Consider the following 19,507-nt stretch of genomic DNA (forward strand, 5'->3'; position numbering starts at 1 on the left):
GCTCAGTACTTGGTGTACTTCACCCAGTCGTAGTTGGCGGTCAGCGTCCGGCCCGGGTAGGTGAACGGCTGCAGCCAGCCGTCGACGCCGATCCCCGGCCACAGGTTCATCATGATGCGCTTCGGATGGGTCGGCAGCGCCCCGCGTGAGCCGGTCTCCTGGTGCACGAGCCGCCCGTCGACGAACCAGTTGATGGTGCCCTGGTTCCACCACTCGAACGCGTAGTTGTGGTACCCGGCCGAGGCGTCGAACCCGAGGTTGATGACGGTCTCGTGGCCGCCGACGCCGTTGGTGAAGTAGTTGGTCTGCATCTGGGTGGGGTTCTTGCCCAGGATCTCCACGTCGATCTCGTCCCAGGGCTGCCCGTCGCTGGGCCCGGTGTAGGTGAAGAACGAGGTCACGGTGCCGGGGTTCTTGACGGCCTTGAGCCGCGCCTCGAAGCGCCCGTAGGTGAACAGGTCGTTGGTGCGGTACTCGCCGGATGCGTAGGGCTTGCCGGAGCATCCGCCCGGGCAGGGGGTCTTGTCCAGGTTGATGCCCATGACCCCGCCGCTGAACCAGACGTGGTCGGCGCGCCAGCCGGCGTTGAACATGCTGCCGTTGCTGTAGCCGTCGGCCTTGTGCCAGCGGCCGGTGTCGAAACCGTTGAAGTTGTCCGTGAAGCTGGGGCCGATGGCGGCCTGCGCACTGGTCGCGCTCAGCCCGGCGGTGATGCCGAGCGTCGCGATGACCAGCGCGGTCAATCGGGTCCTCCACATGGTTGTGTCTCCATCTGGTACATCGAGCCGGGGATTTGGCGGGATCCCGTGCACGGCCGGATTGGAAGCGCTTCCAATCGTGCGGCCTACGCTCAGCTTGGGCGGACGGCCGGTCCCTTGTCAAGGATTGCTGGAAGCGCTACCAACGACTTTCGTCTATAGTCAGCCGCGACGCAGAGAGCGCTCTCATCGATATGGAGGCAACATGCGCAGACGAGCACTGCTGGGCGCGGCGGCCGCCGGGCTGGTGGTGGCCGGCCTCGGTTCCGGCCCCGCCGAGGCGCACGGAGGGCCGCCCACCCGGTTCTTGGGCATGTTCCGCGACGGCGACCCGACCGCGATCGCGGCCGACGTCAAGCATCTGTACGGCGTCACGCCCGCCAGCGTGATGTGGTTCGACAGCTGGGCGAGCGGCCGCCCGTTCCCGGTCGCCGAGGCCAGGGCCCTCTGGCGCCAGGGCATCATGCCGCACTACACCTGGGAGCCGTGGGACACCGCGCTCGGCGCGACCGACCCCGCCCAGATCCACCTGCAGGACATCATCGACGGTACGTGGGACGCCTACATCAAGGCCCGCGCCCGCGAGTTCGCCGCCGTCGGCCGCCCGATCCTGGTCCGCTGGGGCCACGAGTTCAACGGCAACTGGTACCCGTGGGGCATCGCCAACAACAACAACGACCCCTCCCTGTACGTGCGGGCGTACCGGCACGTACACCGCCTCGTCACGGCCGCCGGCGCGCGCAACGTGCAGTGGGCGTGGGCCTTCAACAACGGCTCCTCCCCGGACGAGCCCTACAACGACCCGGCCGCCGCCTACCCCGGCGACGCGTACGTCGACTGGGTCGGCATCGACGGGTACAACTGGGGCTTCGGCCCGTCCTGGGACCCGGCCGGCGACCACTGGACGAGCTTCGAGGCGACCTTCGCCACCGCCTACGCCAAGGCCCGCGCGGTCGCCCCGCACCGCCCGGTGATGCTCGGCGAGTTCGCGTCGACCGAGGACGGCGGCGACAAGGCGCAGTGGATCGACGCCATGAACACGGCGCTGCGCGGGGGCGCGTTCCCGGCGGTCAAGCTGCTCACCTACTTCGACGTGATCAAGGAGGAGCCCTGGTCGCCGGGCTCGTCCCCGGCCGCGCTGGCCGCGTTCAAGTCGTGGGTCCGCCAGCCGTACATGAGGGGCCGCGGCACCGACCTGGCCCGGTAGCTCGCTTCGGACGGCCGTCCCCGCCGGGGCGGCCGTCCCGCGGTTGTGGTGCTACGGTGGATCGCGAATGATCAGACGGATGGGGAGACGAGCGATGACAGGCCACGACGACTTCGTTGTTTCGCGGCCGTGTTCCCGCTCTCACCTCGAGGTTGCTGCCCCATGTCTGACGCGTACATCGTCTGCTCGAGCCTTTCGTTCTCCTGGCCCGACGACACCCCGGTCTTCGCGGACCTGACCTGCACGATCGGCGGCGGGCGGACCGGCCTCGTCGCACCCAACGGCGCCGGGAAGAGCACGCTGCTCAAGCTCATCGCCGGGGAGCACCGGCCGACGAGCGGCACGGTCACGGTCCAGGGCTCGATCGGGTATCTGCCGCAAAGCCTGCCGCTGGCCGGGGACCTGACCGTCGCCGAGGTGCTGGGCATCGCCCCGCTGCTGCACGCGCTGCACGCGATCGAAGGCGGTGACGCCGCCGAGGAGCACTTCACCGCCATCGGCAACGACTGGGACATCGAGGAGCGCACCCGCGCCCAGCTCGACCGGCTCGGCCTCGGCGAGCTGGGCTTCGACCGCCGCCTGGACACCCTCAGCGGCGGCCAGGTCGTCTCCCTCGGCCTCGCCGCCCAGCTGCTGCCGCGGCCCGACGTGCTGCTGCTCGACGAGCCGACCAACAACCTCGACCTCGACGCCCGCCACCAGCTCTACGACGTCCTCGACCAGTGGACCGGCTGCCTGCTGCTGGTCAGCCACGACCGGGCCCTGCTGGACCGGATGGACCGCATCGCCGAACTCGACCGCGGCGACCTGCGCTTCCACGGCGGAAACTTCACCGCCTACGAGGACGCCGTCCGCGCCGCCCAGGAGGTCGCGGAGAAGAACATCCGCAGCGCCGAACATGACCTCAAACGCGAGAAGCGCGAGGCCCAGGAGGCCCGCGAACGCGCGGCCCGCCGCGCCGGCAACGCGGCCCGCAACCTCAAGAGCGCCGGCCTGCCCCGCATCTTCGCCGGCACCATGAAACGCGACGCCCAGGAGTCCGCCGGCAAGGCGGGCGAGGTCCACGCGGCCCGGGTCGGCGACGCCAAGGCCCGCCTCGACGAGGCCGAACGCGCCCTGCGCAGCGACCAGAAGATCGCCATCGTCCTGCCCGGCACCAACGTCCCGGCCGGCCGCACCCTGCTCACCGCCGAACGACTGCAGGCCCGCTCCCTGTTCACCGGCACCGGCGTCGACCTCTCCATCCGCGGCCCGGAACGGATCGCCCTGCTCGGCCCGAACGGCGCCGGCAAGTCCACCCTGCTCCGCCTCATCAACGGCGACCTGCAACCCGACAGCGGCGAGATCAAACGGGCCGACGGGCGCATCGCGTACCTCTCCCAGCGCCTCGACCTGCTCGACCCGGCCCGCACGGTGGCGCAGAACCTGGCCGCGTTCGCCCCGCAGACCCCGGACGCCCAGCGGATGAACCTGCTGGCCCGCTTCCTGTTCCGCGGCCCGCGCGCGCACCTGCCGGTCGGCGTGCTCTCCGGCGGTGAGCTGCTGCGCGCGACCCTGGCGTGCGTGCTGGGCGCCGAACCGGCGCCGCAGTTGCTGTTGCTCGACGAGCCGACGAACAACCTCGATCTGGTCAGCGTTGGGCAGTTGGAGAGCGCTTTGAACGCCTACGAGGGGGCGCTGGTGGTGGTCTCCCACGACGAGCGCTTCCTGGCCGGGATCAACGTGAACCGCTGGCTGCGCCTCGTCGACGGCCGCCTCGAGGAGACCCGCCCGCCGGACGCCGGCTGACGGGCGGCCGGACGCCGACCAGTACAGTAGCGCCGCGCTGCTGCCCGCGGTACCGTTGGCCGGCCTGTGTGTCGTCGTGGCGGGACGGGAAGGCCGCGGAGGAAGAGTTGGTGCAGCACTGCGTCGACCTGTTCCTCAGAGGGCGGTTCCCGCGCGGTCGAGACGTCTTCGCCGTGGCCGCCGAGCCGCCGCTGGGCGTGGCCAACTGCGGCTGGCTGGTCTTCCACCGGTGGACGCACCAGCACATCACCGCCGCCGACGTGGCGGGAGCAGCTCATTGCCGACGACGGAAGCTGCACACCTCATTCCGTGGGTCGCGCGGCAGCCGACGTTTCAGTAGCGGCCGTGCCGGGTTGCAGCCCGCGGGTCCGCGTGTGCTTCTGGGGAGATGCTGCAGCACGAGGCGGTAGGTATCGACTTCTTGCTCTCACACGCCGCCTGGGACGGTCCGCGTAGGGAGCCCGACGGGACTGCCAGGACCGTACAGGCGGTGGCTCGCGAGAGTCTACGACCGTTTGCACACCTGCGGCCGGCCGGTGTAAGTCTGGCCGTTCGAGTCGATGCTATCCACGGCCCGAGCCACAGCGACCCGGCGCGAACGGCAAGGGGGTTTTCATCGTGGGCTGGGACCTCAGATCGTCTGGTCAGCGCAGTACTTCAGCCCGTTCCTGGATCGCACTGCGCCGGCTAGGGCCGAAATCGCATCAATATGATCGAGAAACATGAATGGCGATGATCTCGCGCTGCGGTGGTGACGAGCGCTGATGCGGGCGGGAGTGCGCGCCGGGCCAGGAACTACTCGTTCGCTGCGCTGGACGGGCTTGCCGGCTGGGAATGCTCGACAATGAACGGACAATGGCGCCGGACTCGATGCGAATGACCTTAGAGAGAGACCAGTGCGGTTGCCGCGTGCGCACGCCAACTGGGTCTGGGAGGCGTCTGTTGATTGCCGGTCACGATATGGCCATACGTAGCTTGAGCTGCTATGAGAGCGAAGGCGCGAAGCGCTCGCCGGCAGTCAGGGACTCCGTACGGTAGTCCGGTTCTGCGCACAGCAAAACCTCAACACGGTAGAGCCAAATGGCCAGTGCACGAAATGATCAAGACCGAAACTTGACCAGTGTTGCACATGGCGCAAAAGCCCGCCAAGACCGTGGGCGGAAGCCCAGGTCATGGCGTATCGTACTCGGCCAGACGGAGATCTCATCCTCTTGGTTCCAATCAAGAGGTTGAGAGGACTCCGATGAAGCTTGGGCTGGTTGAAAGTATCGCAGCGCTTGCTGTACCCGCCATGGCAGCCGTTGTGCTTGCCCTCCTGCGACGTAGACCGTCCCGCGGCGGCGGCTCCAGCCTGCAGCACCTCACCCGGTCATTCGTCGCACTGTGGTCCCTCGGCCGCGATCGAACGCCCGCAGAACGGGTCCATGCGCTACACGTGCTCGACGCGCTGAACTCACCACCAGCGCACGAGCAACCTCCCAACCGGAAGCCGCACCGGACCAACTGCGGGAAACCCGTCGAAGGTCCCGTGACGCCTCCTGCCGGCCAGACCCAGAGACGTAGACGGCGGCGCCGCAAATCTGCCGAGCCGCCTGCGGATCCGGGTTGACTGACCGGGCTCCGGATCCGCATCGCGCGCATGGCTGGTTCTGGCGCCTTCGAAGGCCAGGTCAACCGCATCAAAGTCGTCCCGCATCGGCCAGAAACGGTTGCGAGGAGATCGCGACCACGGCTGGGTCGAAGTGGCAACGAAGCGATCGCACTCCAGCCACGACTCGGCCCCGACATGCCTGCCGACCGTGGCTGACCACTACGGGTCGGTGTTGTCACGCTGCCCCTGTTGCAACGGGAATGACCTCACCGGTGCACCCTGATCGATCATGGTGGTGTTGTTCCAGCTGCGAGCGGCCTGCTCTTCACCGTCAGCACCACCGCCGCCGCCCTCACCCGCGCTGGTCGCCTCCAACCCCGGACGCCGCCGCGATGCTCGCAACAATGCTCGCCCTCCTGCTGCGCCGCGCAACCATCGATGACAAACCTGGCGCCCCGGCCAGCGGAAGCTCGGTCTCTGTCATGCCCGGGGTTCACGACGTTGAGTGGGGCGCCGCCGGGCTGAGATCGCGGAGCTTCATGGGATCGCGCACCGAACGTCCGCCAGCCAGCGTGCACAATGCCGCGAACTATCGCGCAGACACAGCTGCGGTTACAGGAGTTTGTTGGCCCAGTGTTGCCGACCAACACCGGGCCCAGGTGTCGCGGGCAGCAGCACTTTGGCCACGGATCACTGGTAGCAATAACCCCGACGCCGACCTAGACGTGGCCGTCACCATGTGCACCGGCAGCTCACCGATGGCCGCTTCTGCGGATATGTGTCCTCCGGAGGCTGGCTGAAGGACGGGCGGCGGCAATCGTCGGCGAGCGTGGCAGAGCACGATCGCGGAGTAGCCGTGGGTGGTGTGCTGGCCCGTCCGGCGGACCTCGATCGTGCCGCCGTCCGGGGTGAACTCGGGGCGGAGCACCGCGCGTAGATCGTGCTCGTCGATGTTCGCGCCGGGGAAGGTCTTGCCGGCGACGGTGTAGCCGCGGCAGCGGCGCAGGGCGGCGGTGACGAACAGGCCGCCGGGCTCGACCAGGCCGGTGATGTGGCGCATGAACAGCTGCCACGTGGCGCGGTCACCGGTCGCGGAGTCGGCGCAGTACGGGCTGATCACCGTGGCGTAGGAGCGGTCGAGCGGGCGGGGGTGGCTTGCGTCGACCGGCACCAAATACGTGATTTTGGCTCTTGTCAGTTCTTCCCGGGCGGTGAGCTGTTCGTCGGTCGGGTGGGCGATGCCCTCGCATTGGAGGGTGTAGCGGACGAACGGGCGCCAGTCGTGGGCGGCGGGGTCGCGGTCGAGCCAGCGGCGGATCTCGGTCAGGTTGGCCGGGAGGTAGTCGCTGAGGTGGATCTCGGAGGCGATCTCGGCGGCGGCGAAGACGTGGTGGAGGGTGGGGCCGGTGCCGAAGAACAGCACGGGGCGGCCGGGTTCGGCGTGGCGGATCGCGGCGACGAGGAAGGCGATGGTGGCGATCTCGTCCGGCTCCACCGTGCGGTAGTAGCCGGTCAGGTACTGCGCCGGGACCCAGTCGGTGTCGAACGACGCGTACCGGCGGCGGCGCCGGCCGAGGAAGGTGCGGGTGAGGCGGGCGAGGCCGTACTCGTACGCGCCGGCGGCGAGGTTGGCGCCCGCGAGGAAGAGCACGGCCTCCTCGGTGCCGACCGTGTCGCTGAGGGCGGCGGTGCCGAACGCGCCCGCGTAATAGGGGATTTCGGCCGCGATTTGGGTGCCGGTGTAGCCGATCGCCGCCGCGAGCCTTGGTGCGCGGGCGTTGGTGGTGAGGCGGCGGGTCAGGTCGTGGGCGGCCTTGGAGATGACGTTGGTACTCGTGCCGGTGCTCGCCAGCAGCGCCGCGTTCGCCCGCAGGTTGGTGCGCAGACCCAACCCCCAGGCCGCGTAGCTGGCCAGCAATAGGGCCACCGTCCAGAACTTGGGGACGCCGTCCAGCAAACCCGACGCGACCAGGGCGACACCGGCCGCGGCGGCCCAGGCGTCCAGCGCGTACGTCGACACGGCGGTCGCGGCGACGCTGGCCGTCCAGCCGCTCATCGGACCACCGCGGCGCCGACGTCGCGGCCCGCTCGCCGCGACACCGCGGCGCCGGCGTCGCTGCCTGCTCACCGGGACACCGCGCGGTGCCGGCGTCGCTGTCCGCTCACCGGGACACCGCGCCGTGCCGGCGTCGCTGTCCGCTCATCGGGACACCGCGGTGCCGGCGTCGCGGCCCGCTCGCCGCGACACCGCGGTGCCGGCGTCGCTCTCCGGTCATCGGGACACCGCGGTGCCGGCTTCGCGGTCCGTCAGCTGGCCGGTGCGGTGCAGCCAGCGGATCGTGTCGCCGTACGTCTCGAGCAGGGCGCGCGGCTCGACGCCGAGGTCGTCGCGGGCGCGGGAGTCGTCGCAGCGGGTTGCGGTACCGGTGAAGACGACCCCTTCGTGGTCGACCGGAAGGCGGAACGGGGCCACCCGCTGCAGCGTCGACATCGTCCAGCTCATCGGCAGCATCGCGGCGGCCGGCACGACGAGGCACGGCAGCCGGCGGCCGGTCAGCACCCGCAGCGTCGCGAACATCGTCGCGCCGTCGACGAAGTGGCCGGGGACCAGGTAGTTGCGGGGCTTGGACGGTTGCGTGAAAACGGCCGCATGTACGGCCGCGACGTCGCGGACGTCGACGACGTGCAGGCCGCCGCTGGGCCACATCGGGTACCGGCCGCGCACGATGTCGCGCAGCCGCCGGGCCTGGTCGCCGAGGTGCGGGTCGTCCGGGCCGAGGACGGCGCCGGGCTGCACGATCACCACGGGGGCGCCGGTGTCCTGCAGCGCGCGGGCGACGGCCTCGGACGCGACCTTCGACTGGATGTACGTCCCGGGCGTGCTCGACAGCGCCGAGTCCGGTGTCACGGTGGCCCGCCGCTTGAGCAGCGCGGCGGTGCTGGAGACGTGCACGACCGGGTCGCAGCCGGTGTCGACCGCCGCCCGCAGCACGGTCTCCGCCCCGGCGAGGTTCGTCCGGGCGATCGCCGGCCGGGCGCGGGCGTCGAGGTCGTAGACGGCGGCGGCGTGCAGGACCGCGTCGCAGCCGGGCAGCGCGCGGGCGACCGAGCCGGGGTCGGTGACGTCGCCGACGACGTGATCCACCGGCGTGCGCACACCGAGCGGTTCCAGGGCCGGGCCGATGCGGCCGGGGGAGCGGACGAGGAGCCGGACGTCGTGGCCCGCGGCGAGCAGTGCCGCCACGCTGTGCGAGCCGACGAAGCCGGTACCGCCGGTGACAAGGATCCTCATGCCGCGAGGATCGGCCCGCACGGTGCTCAGTTGCCAGGTCAAACAGTTGTCAATCGCTGTTCAAACGGCACCGCCGGGTGGACAGTGGATGACGTGTCGACGTCCCTCGGCGAGGTGCTCGAGTCGGCCCGGCGGCAGCGGTTCGTGGGCCGCCGGGAGGAGCTCGCCGCCTTCGACGCGGCGGTCGGCGGGCGGTCGGCGCGGCGGGTGCTGTTCGTGCACGGCCAGGGCGGCATCGGCAAGACCACGCTGCTGGCCGAGCTGGGTGCCCGGGCCCGCGCGGCCGGCCGGACCGTGATTCAGGTCGACGGGCGCGACGTGGACCCGTCCCCGGACGGCCTGCGGGAGGCGGTCGGCTGGCCGCTGCCCGCCGGGACGGTCCTGCTCGTGGACGGCTACGAGCAGCTCACCCCGATCGACGGCTGGCTGCGTGCCCAGTTCGTGCCGGGCCTGGACGCCGACACCGTGGTCGTCCTGGCCGGCCGGGAGCCGCCGGCCGCCCCGTGGCGCGCCGACGCCGGGTGGCGGGAGCTGATGACGGTGTACCGGCTCGACCTCTTCGGCCCCGCCGAGACCGCCCAGCTGCTCGCCCACGCCGGGGTGGAAGCGTCGGTGTGGCCGCATCTGAGCGCGCTCGGCGCCGGGCACCCGCTGACCATGGCGCTGCTGGCCGACCTGGCCGCCCGCGGGCAGGTGCCGGACACGCTCGCCGACGCGCCGGACCTGATCTCGACGCTGCTGCAGTCGTTCGTCGGTGACGTGCCGGCGCCGGCCCAGCTGACCGGCCTGGCCACCTGCGCGATCGCGTGGACGACGACGGAGGAGCTGCTCGCCCGTACCGTCGGCGCGGACGCCCCCGCGGTGTGGCAGTGGCTGGCCCGGCTGCCGTTCGTCAGCCGCGGCCCGGCCGGGCTGGCCGTCCACGATCTCGCGCGCGACGTGCTGGTCGCCGAGTTCCAGCGGCGCGTACCCGAGCGGTTCCGGGCCTGGGAGCGGCTCGTGTTCGACCACGCGGTCGCCGGTCTGCGCACCGCCGATCTGTTCTTCATCCACCGGCACGGTCCGTTCGGCGCGGTGATCGCGGCGCTGCGGACGCAGGGGTCGGCGGCGGTGGTGCCGGCCCGCGCCGACGAGCACGAGCAGGTGTGCGCGACCATCGAACGCTTCGAGGGGCCGGTGAGCGCCGCGCTCGCCCGGGCCTGGCTGGCCGAGCAGCCCGAGCGGCTGGCGGTGGTGCGTACCGGTGATCGGGTGGCCGGGTTTTCCCATCATGTGCTGTGCCCGAGCGGCTCTCCGCTGGAGGACCGCGACCCGGTCGTGCGGGCCGTGCTCGACCACGTGGCGCTCCGCCCCGGCGAACAGGTCCTCATCAACCGGTTCGCGGCCGGGGTCGACGACCACCAGCGCGACCCGTACATGGTGGTCGCCGGGCCGGTGTCCGCCCTGACCGAATGGCTCACCCGCCCCCTGGCCTGGTCGTTCGTGATCGTGGTCGACGAGGAGTTCTGGGCGCCGAAGTTCGACTACCTCGCCTTCGCGCCCCTCGTGCGGGTCGAGGTCGGCGGGGTGCCGCACGTCGGGTTCGGCATCGACTGGCGGCGGCTGCCGGTCGGCGTCTGGCTGGACCTGATGTACGAGCGCGGCCACACGGGCGGTTCCGGGCCCGCCCCGGCGGCGCTGCTGCGGCCGGCGCCGTTGAGCCGGGCCGGCTTCGACGCCGCCGTGCGGGCCGCGCTGCAGTCCCTGCACCGGGCCGAGCGGCTCGCGGCCAACCCGCTGGTGGGCTCGGCCCTGGCCGCGGACGCCGCGCAGCTGCGGGCCGCGATCGAGGACGCCGTCCTGCGGGTCGGCGAGCTGCCGAAGGGGCAGCAGCTGCACGCGGTGCTGCACCGCACGTACGTGCGGCCGGCGCCGACCCAGGAGGCGGCGGCGGAGGTGCTCGGGCTGCCGCTGAGCACGTACCGCCGCTATCTGGCCAAAGCGGTGGAGTACGTGACCGACGTCCTGTGGGCCGGCTGACGGCTGCAAGTTTCACGGCGCCGGTGCGGGGCGGGTCCGCCATTCCGGCGGCTCCGATTGACCGCCGTCCATTCGCTGCTCATGGTTGTGAGCGCTCACAGCGGCTTTGACGACCAGGAGGACAGGCATGACCGACGATCAGCAACGGCCAGGTGTGGTGCGCCGGCGAAGTGTCCTGGCGACCATGGGGGCGGTGCCGGTGCTCGCCGTCGCGGCGTCGGTGCTGCAGGCAGGGGAAGCCTCGGCGGCCGCGGCGAACGTGAATCCGGCCGCGCCGCGACAGACGATCCGCGGGTTCGGTGCGATGGCGCACGCCCTGTGGATCGGCGATCTGACCGCGGCGCAGCGGGACACCGCATTCGGTACCGGCGAAGGGCAGTTGGGTTTCTCGATGCTGCGGATCCCGGTGAACGAGAACCAGTCGGACTGGGGCCGCGACCTGGCCACGGCGCAGCGGGCGGCCGCGCTCGGGGTGACCGTGTTCGCCTCGCCGTGGAACCCGCCGGCGAGCATGACCGAGACGTTCACCCGCGGCAGCCAGACCAACGCCAAACGGCTCAAATACAGCGCGTACGGCGCCTACGCCCAGCACCTCAACGACTTCACCAGCTACCTGCGCGGCAATGGCGTGAACCTGTACGCGATTTCGGTGCAGAACGAGCCCGACTACGCCTCGACGTGGACGTGGTGGACGGCGACCGAGCTCGTGAACTTCCTGAAGGCGAACGCGGGCTCGATCGGCACCCGGGTGATCGCGCCGGAGTCGTTCCAGTACGTGAAGTCCATGTCCGACCCTATTCTCAACGATCCGGCCGCACTGGCCAATGTGGACATCATCGGGGCGCACCTGTACGGCACGCCGTACGCGAACTTCCCCTACCCGCTGTTTCAGCAGAAGGGTGCGGGCAAGGAACTGTGGATGACCGAGGTGTACTACCCGAACAGCTCCGACTCGGCGGACGCGTGGCCCGGGGCGCTGGACGTGGCCGAGCACATGCACCACGCCATGGTCGACGCGCAGTTCCAGGCGTACGTGTGGTGGTACCTGCGGCGCAGCTACGGCCCGATGCGTGAAGACGGCCGGATCAGCAAGCGAGGTGCGATGATGGCGCACTTCGCCCGGTTCGTGCGGCCCGGGTACGTGCGGATCGACGCGACGGCGAACCCGGCGTCCAATGTGTACGTTTCGGCGTACCGCAACGGCTCCACGGTCGTCATCGTCGCCATCAACAAGAACACCTCGGCGGTGACGCAGCAGTTCACGTTGGCCGGCACCACCGCGTCGGGCAGCGTGGCGAACTGGCTGACCGACGCGAGCCAGAACGTGGCGCCGCAGAGCGCGCTGCGGATGGCGAACGGCTCGCTCACGGTCGCGTTGCCCGCGCGCAGCGCCATGACCTTCGTGGCCACCATCGATGAAAGCCAAAGCCCTTCGCCGAGTGTTTCGCCGAGCGCTTCGCCGAGCGGTGGCGCGGCCGGTCCCCGGGTCACCTACACGATGAACACCTGGAACACCGGGTTCACGGCGACGGTCGGGATCACCAACACCGGCAGCTCGACGATCAACGGCTGGACGCTCGCCTTCACCCTGCCCGCCGGCCAGGCGATCACCTCGGGCTGGAGCGCCACCTTCTCGCCCACCAGCGGATCGGTGAGTGCCCGCAACGTCAGCTACAACGCGGCGATCGCCCCGGGTGCGACCGTCGAGTTCGGCTTCCAGGCGACGCACACCGGCAACACCGCTGCGCCGGCCGCCTTCACCCTCAACGGTATCCCCACCGTGTGAGCGCTCCCATACTGCTGCCGTGACCCGCGTCGGGCCTGCGACATAACGGTTTTTCGTACTTGTCGATGGCATTGCCAACCGATGTCGGGCGCGTTACGTTAGCGCTCACATCGGCCGCCGCCGTTCCGCCAGACGCGAGCTGGCCATCAACCGGGCTTGGAGATTTCGACATGGGAACACTGACCAGGCGCGGCCGCGTCGCCAGTGCGCTGGCCGGCGTGCTGCTGGTGCTGGCGGCCGCCACGACCGTCCTGCGCCCGGCCCCCGCCGAGGCGCTGGGCAACGGCGTGGCCCGCACCCCGCCGATGGGCTGGAACTCGTGGAACACCTTCGGCTGCAACATCAACGAGACGCTGATCCGGCAGATGGCCGACGCGATCGTCAGCTCCGGGATGCGGGATCTGGGCTACCAGTACGTGGTCGTCGACGACTGCTGGTTCAACCCGAACCGGGACGGCTCCGGCAACCTGCAGGGTGACTCGTCACGCTTTCCCAGCGGGATGAAGTCCCTCGGCGACTATCTGCACGGCAAGGGGCTGAAGTTCGGGCTGTACCAGGTGCCGGTGGACAAGACCTGCGCGCAGTACTTCGGCTCGTATCCGGGCGCCACGGGCAGTCAGGGGCACGAGGCGCAGGACGCGCGACAGTTCGCGGCGTGGGGCGTGGACTACCTGAAGTACGACTGGTGCTCGCCGAACGGCTCGATCAGCGACCAGGTGAGCACCTTCGCCAAGATGCGCGACGCGCTGGCGGCGACCGGGCGGCCCATTGTGTACAGCATCAACCCCAACAGCATCCACGCGAAGACCGGCCCGCAGCGCAACTGGGGTGACGTGGCCAACCTGTGGCGGACCACGGAGGACATCACCAACGCGTGGGACACCGGCCAGAGCAACGGCTATCCGATGGGCATCCAGAACATCGTCAACGTGACGGTGCCGCTGGCCGGATATGCGGCGCCGGGGCAGTTCAACGACCCCGACATGCTCGAGGTCGGCCGGGGCGGCATGACGGACACCGAGATGCGCAGCCACTTCGCGCTGTGGGCGGTGATGGCCTCGCCGCTGATCGCCGGCAACGACATCCGGTCCATGTCCGGTGCGACCCAGACGATCCTCAAGAACGGGACCCTGATCGGGATCAACCAGGACGCCCTCGGGCTGCAGGCGACCCAGGTGTTCAACGACGGCACCCGCCGGGTGCTGGCCAAGCGGCTGGCCAACGGGGACGTCGCGGTCGCGCTGTTCAACCAGGGCAGCGGCACCACGACGGTGTCGACCACCGCGGCCGCCGTGGGCAAGAGCGGCTCCTCGTTCACCCTGCTCGACGCCTGGACCGGCGGGACCAGCAGCACGAGCGGCGCCATCTCGGCCAGTGTGCCCGGCCACGGCACGGTCGTGTTCCGGGTCAGCGGCGGCGGCACCGGCTCGCCGTCGCCGTCGGGGAGCACGACGCTGGTCAGCGCCGCCTCCGGCCGCTGCCTGGACGTGCCCAACAGCAACACCGCCAACGGCACCCAGCCCGTCATCTGGGACTGCAACGGCGGCACCAACCAGCGCTGGACGGTCAGCGGCCAGACGATCCAGGCCCTCGGCAAGTGCCTGGACGCGCCGTTGAACGCGACCGCGGGCGCCAAGGCCCAGCTGTGGGACTGCAACGGCGGCACGAACCAGCGGTGGAACCTCAATGCCAACGGCACGATCAGCGGCGCGCAGGGCGGGCTGTGCCTCGACGTCAACGGCGCCGCCACCGCCAACGGCACCACCGTCATCCTCTGGACCTGCACCGGCGCCGCCAACCAGCGGTGGAACCGGAGCTGACCCTGGAACGGAGCAGTCATCATGCGCTACAGAAGGAAGACCGCGGCGGTACTTGCGGCCGCCGTCACGTTTCTCGCCGGCGGGGCGATCGCGCTCGCCGTGCCGACCGCCGCCCAGGCCGCGACGAGCCAGCCGTGCGACATCTACGCGTCCGGCGGGACCCCGTGCGTCGCCGCGCACAGCACGACCCGCGCGTTGTACGGCTCCTACAGCGGCCCGCTGTACCAGGTGCGGCGCTCCTCGGACAACGCGACCCGGGACATCGGCGTGCTGGCCGCGGGTGGCTATGCCGACGCCTCGGCGCAGGACTCGTTCTGCGCCAACACCACCTGCCTGATCACGATCATCTATGACCAGTCGGGCCGCAACAACCGGCTGACGCAGGCGCCGCCCGGCGGGTTCCAGGGTCCGGCGGCGGGTGGCTACGACAACCTTGCCGACGCCACCGCCGCGCCGATCTCCATCGCCGGGCACAAGGCCTACGGGGTGTACGTGGCGGCCGGGACCGGCTACCGCAACAACAACACCAACGGCGTGGCCAAGGGCGACGCGGCCGAGGGGATGTACGCCATCTTCGACGGCACGCACTACAACGGCGGCTGCTGCTTCGACTACGGCAACGCGGAAACGAACAGCCGGGACAACGGCAACGGCACCATGGAGGCCATCTACTTCGGCAACATCAAGGTCTGGGGCTACGGCACCGGCAACGGCCCGTGGATCATGGCGGACCTGGAGAACGGCCTCTTCTCGGGCGTCAACGCCGGGTACAACGCCAACGACCCGTCGGTGAACTACCGGTTCGTCACGGCGATCGTCAAGGGCGAGTCGAACCACTGGGCGATCCGCGGCGGCAACTCGCAATCGGGCGGCCTGTCGACGTTCTACGACGGCAAGCGGCCGAACGTGTCGGGGTACAACCCGATGAAGAAGGAGGGTGCCATCATCCTCGGCATCGGCGGCGACAACAGCCACGGCTCGGCCGGCACCTTCTACGAGGGCGTGATGACGTCGGGCTACCCGTCCGACGCCACCGAGAACGCGGTGCAGGCCAACATCACCGCGGCCGGCTACGCGGCTTCGAGCGGCGGGGGCGGCCAGAGCAACGTGGAGATCGTCGGCGCGCAGTCCGGCCGGTGTGTCGACGTGCCCAATGCCAGCACGACCAACGGCACCCAGACGCAGCTGTACGACTGCTGGGGCGGTTCGGGCCAGCGCTGGACGTCCACCTCCAGCAGGCAGCTGACGGTGTACGGCAACAAGTGCCTCGACGCCAGCGGCCAGGGCACCGCCAACGGGACCGCGGCGATCATCTGGGACTGCAACGGCCAGGCGAACCAGCAGTGGAACGTCAACTCCGACGGCACCGTCCGGGGCGTGCAGTCGGGGCTCTGCCTGGACGCCAACGGCGCGGCGACGGCCAACGGCACGAAGCTCATCCTGTGGGCCTGCAACGGCGGGTCGAACCAGCGGTGGAGCCTGCGCAGCTGACGCGTTTTTCCGGAGGAGCGGGCTATACATCATATGTGTAGCCCGCTCCTCGCTGCCTTTGTGGGGACTCTAGACGTGGACTGACCTCTGATCTATAAATACATCAGATGTCTACACCCCGCCCACACAAGGAGACCCAGTGAACCGAAAGGCTGTTCTCGGACTGGGCTTGGCAGCGGTGCTGGTCACCGCCTCGTTCACCGCGGCCTGCGACAAGGCCGACTCGTCGTCCGCCGACGGCACCGCCGCACCGCTGATCGGCGTGGACTACCCCCGCTCGGACACGGACTTCTGGAACTCCTACATCAAGTACGTCCCCGAGTCGGCCAAGGAGCTCGGCATCGAGCTCAAGACGACCAACTCGCAGAACGACATCGCCACCCTGATCTCCAACGTCCAGACGTTCCAGAGCCAGGGCGTCAAGGCGGTCGTCATGGCGCCGCAGGACACCGCGGCCATCGCCCCGACGCTGCAGCAGCTCGCGACCAAGAAGATCCCGGTCGTCACCATCGACACCCGGCCCGACACCGGCAACGTCTACATGGTCGTCCGGGCCGACAACCGGGCCTACGGAACCAAGGCCTGCCAGTTCCTGGGCACCAAGCTCGGCGGCAAGGGCAAGGTCGTCATGCTCGAAGGTGGTCTGGACTCGATCAACGGGCGGGACCGCACCGAGGCGTTCAACGAGTGCATGAAGAAGGACTATCCAGGCATCACGGTGTACGGCGAGGCGACCGACTGGAAGGGCGACGTCGCCGCGACGAAGCTGCAGACCCGGTTCACCTCCGACCCGGACATCAAGGGCATCTACATGGAGTCCTCCTTCGCCCTGTCCGGCACCCTGCAGATCCTCAAGCAGCGCGGCCTGCAGGTCCCGCCGACCGACCCCAAGCACGTCTTCGTCGTGTCGAACGACGGCATCCCGGAGGAGCTCAAGGACATCCAGGGCGGCCTCATCGACGCCACCGTCAGCCAGCCGGCCGACCTCTTCGCCAAGTACGGCCTGTACTACGCCAAGGCCGCGCTGGACGGCAAGACGTTCAAGGCCGGCCCGACCGACCACGGCAGCGTCATCATCCAGGTCCGCGAGGGCGTGCTGGAGGACCAGCTCGCGGCGCCGCTGGTGACCCTCGACGGGGCGACCATCGGCGGCCAGCCGACCGTCAAGTTCGACGACAAGACCCTCTGGGGCAACAACGCATGAGCACCGCCGATCGGCCCGTCGTCGAGGCGGTCGGTATCACGAAGCGGTTCGGGCCGACCGTCGCGCTCGCCGACGCCGGGATCGTCATCCACCAGGGCGAGGCGCACGCCCTGGTGGGGCGCAACGGGGCCGGCAAGTCGACGCTGGTCGGCCTGCTCACCGGGTTGCAGGCGCCGGACGAAGGGGCGATCGCCTTCCACGGCCGGCCCGCACCGCCGCTGGGCGACCGGGACGCGTGGCGGCGGCTCGTCGCCTGCGTGTACCAGCGCTCGACGATCATCCCGGACCTCACCGTGGCCGAGAACCTGTTCCTCAACCGGCACACCCGCGGGCCCGGGCGGCTGATCGGGTGGCGGACGCTGTACCGCGAGGCCGGGCGGCTGCTCGCCGAATGGTCCGTCGACGTCGACCCGCGCCGGGCCGCCGCGACGTTGTCGGTCGAGCAGCGGCAGTTCGTGGAGATCGCCCGGGCGCTGTCGTTCGGCGCCCGGTTCATCATCCTCGACGAGCCGACCGCGCAGCTCGACGCGGCCGGGATCGAGCGGCTGTTCACGCGGCTGCGGGCGCTGCGCGAGCAGGGCGTGACGCTGCTGTTCATCAGCCATCACCTGCAGGAGATCTACCAGCTCTGCGACCGGGTGACGGTGCTGCGCGACGCCCGGCACATCGTCACCGCGGCGGTCGCCGAGCTCGACCGGCCGGCGCTGGTGTCGGCGATGACCGGCGAGGACGTGAGCCTGCCGGAGGCGGCGCCCGGACGCGGTACGACGGACGCTCCGGTCCTGCTCTCGGTGGACGACCTGACGACCCGATCGGGGGCGTTGCTGTCGCTGCGGGCCCGGGCCGGCGAGGTCATCGGGATCGCCGGCGGCGGCAGCAGCGGCAAGGTCGAGGTGGCCGAGGCGATCGCCGGGCTGAGCCGGCCCGCCGCGGGCACGGTCACCGTCGGCGGGCGGGTCCTGCGGCCGGGCAGCGTGTCCGACGCGCTCGCGGCCGGTGTCGGACTGGTGCCGCAGGACCGCCACCGCGAGGGGTTCGTCCCGCTGCTCGCCATCGCCGAGAACGTCACGATGACCGTTCAAAATCGGATCCGCCGGTACGGCCTGCTCTCCCCGGTGCGCCGCGAACGCCTCGCCCAGCGCACGATCGGCGAGCTGTCCATCAAGGCCGACAGTGCGCGGGTGCCGGTCGCCGACCTGTCCGGCGGCAACCAGCAGAAGGTCGTGCTGGGCCGGGCGCTGGCCGGTGAGCCGGCCGTGCTCGTGCTCATCACCCCGACCGCGGGTGTCGACGTGCGGTCCAAGCAGACCCTGCTCACCGCGGTGGAGGAGGTGCGCCGGGGCGGTACCGCGGTGCTGGTGGTCTCCGACGAGCTCGACGATCTGCGCATCTGCGACCGGGTCCTGGTGATGTTCCAGGGCGCCGTCGTCGCCGAGCTGAGCCAGGGCTGGAGCGACAACGAACTCGTCGCCATGATGGAAGGGGTCGACCTCGACCATGTCTGACACGCTCCCGGCCTCTCCTCCGGCCTCGTCTCCGGCCTCCGCTCCGGCCGTGCCGGCGGCGGTCCGGCGCCCGCCGGCCATCGCCCGCCTGCGCGACGTGGCGCTGGTTCCGGCGATCCTCGTGGTCGCCGTCGTGGGCTTCATCGTCAACCCGGTGTTCCTCAGCTCCGACAACATCATCAACGTGCTGCAGAGCATGTCGGAGATCTCCATCGTCGTGCTGGCCGAGACGATCGTGCTCATCACCGGCAAGATGGACCTGTCGCTGGAGTCGACGTTCGGGCTCGCCCCCGGCATTGCCGCCTGGCTGGTGGTCGACCCCGCGGTCACCCACGGCCTGGGCGTGCACCTGCTGCCGCCGGCCCTCGCGGTGCCGGTCGTGCTGCTCGTCGGCGCCCTGGTCGGCGCGTTCAACGGGCTGCTGATCGTGCGGTTCGGGCTCAACGGGTTCATCGTCACGCTGGGCATGCTCATCGTGCTGCGCGGCCTGCTGACCGGGGTCTCGGGCGGCAAGACGTTCTTCGCGCTGCCGGAGTCGATGACGTACCTCGGCTCGGCCATCTGGCTCGGCGTGCCGGCCTCGGTGTGGCTGTCGCTGACGCTGTTCGCGGTCGGCGTCGTCGCGCTGGGCTACACCCGCTCCGGCCGGGCGCTGTACGCGATCGGCGGCAACGCCGACGCGGCGCGGGCGGCGGGCATCCGCACCGACCGGATCCTCTGGCTCGCCCTCATCGTGGCCGGCGCGCTCGCGGCCCTCGCCGGGCTGCTCATCAGCGGCCGGCTGGCGGCGGTGCCGGCGGCGCAGGGCAGCGGCGCGATCTTCCAGGTCTTCGCGGCCGCGGTCATCGGCGGCGTCAGCCTCAACGGCGGCAAGGGCACGCTGTTCGGCGCGTTCACCGGGGTCCTGCTCCTCTTCATGATCATCAACGTGCTGACCCTGGCCGGGGTCCCCGCCCAGTGGACGAACTTCCTCAACGGCACCGTGATCCTGGTGGCCCTCGTGGTCTCCCGGGTGACCGGCGGCAAAGCCCAGACCTGACGCCGCG

Annotated in this window: 12 protein-coding genes; 9 read left to right on the forward strand and 3 right to left on the reverse strand. The window is 70.4% G+C overall.

The window, feature by feature from the left end:
• Positions 1–2 precede the first annotated feature (2 nt).
• Complete coding sequence (bglS, locus tag ACQP00_RS19165; RefSeq protein WP_433220932.1) at positions 3–758, reverse strand: beta-glucanase; 756 nt, start codon at positions 756–758, stop codon at positions 3–5.
• A gap of 205 nt (positions 759–963) precedes the next feature.
• Here bglS and ACQP00_RS19170 point away from each other — a divergent pair, with 205 nt between their 5' ends.
• Both ACQP00_RS19170 and ACQP00_RS19175 read left to right on the forward strand, forming a co-directional pair.
• Positions 964–1,965, forward strand: coding sequence for a glycoside hydrolase family 26 protein (locus ACQP00_RS19170; RefSeq protein WP_433220934.1), 1,002 nt, complete (start codon positions 964–966; stop codon positions 1,963–1,965).
• A gap of 162 nt (positions 1,966–2,127) precedes the next feature.
• Positions 2,128–3,753, forward strand: coding sequence for an ABC-F family ATP-binding cassette domain-containing protein (locus ACQP00_RS19175; protein ID WP_433220936.1), 1,626 nt, complete (start codon positions 2,128–2,130; stop codon positions 3,751–3,753).
• Positions 3,754–5,933: 2,180 nt separating this feature from the next.
• Here ACQP00_RS19175 and gntF read toward each other — a convergent pair.
• On the reverse strand, positions 5,934–7,400 hold the full coding sequence (gene gntF, locus ACQP00_RS19180) for a guanitoxin biosynthesis pre-guanitoxin forming N-methyltransferase GntF (protein WP_433220938.1): 1,467 nt from the start codon (positions 7,398–7,400) through the stop codon (positions 5,934–5,936).
• Positions 7,401–7,616: 216 nt separating this feature from the next.
• Entirely contained in the window at positions 7,617–8,636 is a 1,020-nt protein-coding gene (locus tag ACQP00_RS19185) for an NAD-dependent epimerase/dehydratase family protein (RefSeq protein ID WP_433220940.1), read from the reverse strand.
• 93 nt (positions 8,637–8,729) lie between these two features.
• Between ACQP00_RS19185 and ACQP00_RS19190 the strand changes: the two genes are divergently transcribed.
• The 7 genes from ACQP00_RS19190 (at position 8,730) to ACQP00_RS19220 (ending at position 19,500) form a co-directional block, all read left to right on the forward strand.
• Entirely contained in the window at positions 8,730–10,655 is a 1,926-nt protein-coding gene (locus ACQP00_RS19190) for an ATP-binding protein (protein WP_433220942.1), read from the forward strand.
• A 127-nt stretch (positions 10,656–10,782) separates the two neighbouring features.
• Positions 10,783–12,441 carry a cellulose binding domain-containing protein gene (locus tag ACQP00_RS19195; RefSeq protein ID WP_433220943.1) on the forward strand — a complete coding sequence of 553 codons (1,659 nt, stop codon included), beginning with the start codon at positions 10,783–10,785 and terminating at the stop codon, positions 12,439–12,441.
• 170 nt (positions 12,442–12,611) lie between these two features.
• Positions 12,612–14,261, forward strand: a complete 1,650-nt coding sequence (locus tag ACQP00_RS19200) for a glycoside hydrolase family 27 protein (protein WP_433220945.1) — start codon at positions 12,612–12,614, stop codon at positions 14,259–14,261.
• A gap of 21 nt (positions 14,262–14,282) precedes the next feature.
• Positions 14,283–15,752, forward strand: coding sequence for an arabinofuranosidase catalytic domain-containing protein (locus ACQP00_RS19205; protein WP_433220947.1), 1,470 nt, complete (start codon positions 14,283–14,285; stop codon positions 15,750–15,752).
• Between the two features lie 139 nt (positions 15,753–15,891).
• Positions 15,892–16,956, forward strand: a complete 1,065-nt coding sequence (locus tag ACQP00_RS19210; RefSeq protein ID WP_433220949.1) for a sugar ABC transporter substrate-binding protein — start codon at positions 15,892–15,894, stop codon at positions 16,954–16,956.
• Entirely contained in the window at positions 16,953–18,461 is a 1,509-nt protein-coding gene (locus ACQP00_RS19215) for a sugar ABC transporter ATP-binding protein (protein ID WP_433220951.1), read from the forward strand. Before ACQP00_RS19210 ends, ACQP00_RS19215 begins: the two co-directional genes overlap by 4 nt.
• A complete protein-coding gene (locus ACQP00_RS19220) occupies positions 18,454–19,500 on the forward strand; it encodes an ABC transporter permease (protein ID WP_433220953.1) in 1,047 nt (348 codons plus the stop codon). The genes ACQP00_RS19215 and ACQP00_RS19220 overlap by 8 nt, the downstream gene beginning before the upstream one ends.
• Positions 19,501–19,507 lie beyond the last annotated feature (7 nt).

Source organism: Dactylosporangium sp. CS-047395, from assembly GCF_050942185.1.
Classification (GTDB): Bacteria; Actinomycetota; Actinomycetes; order Mycobacteriales; family Micromonosporaceae; genus Dactylosporangium.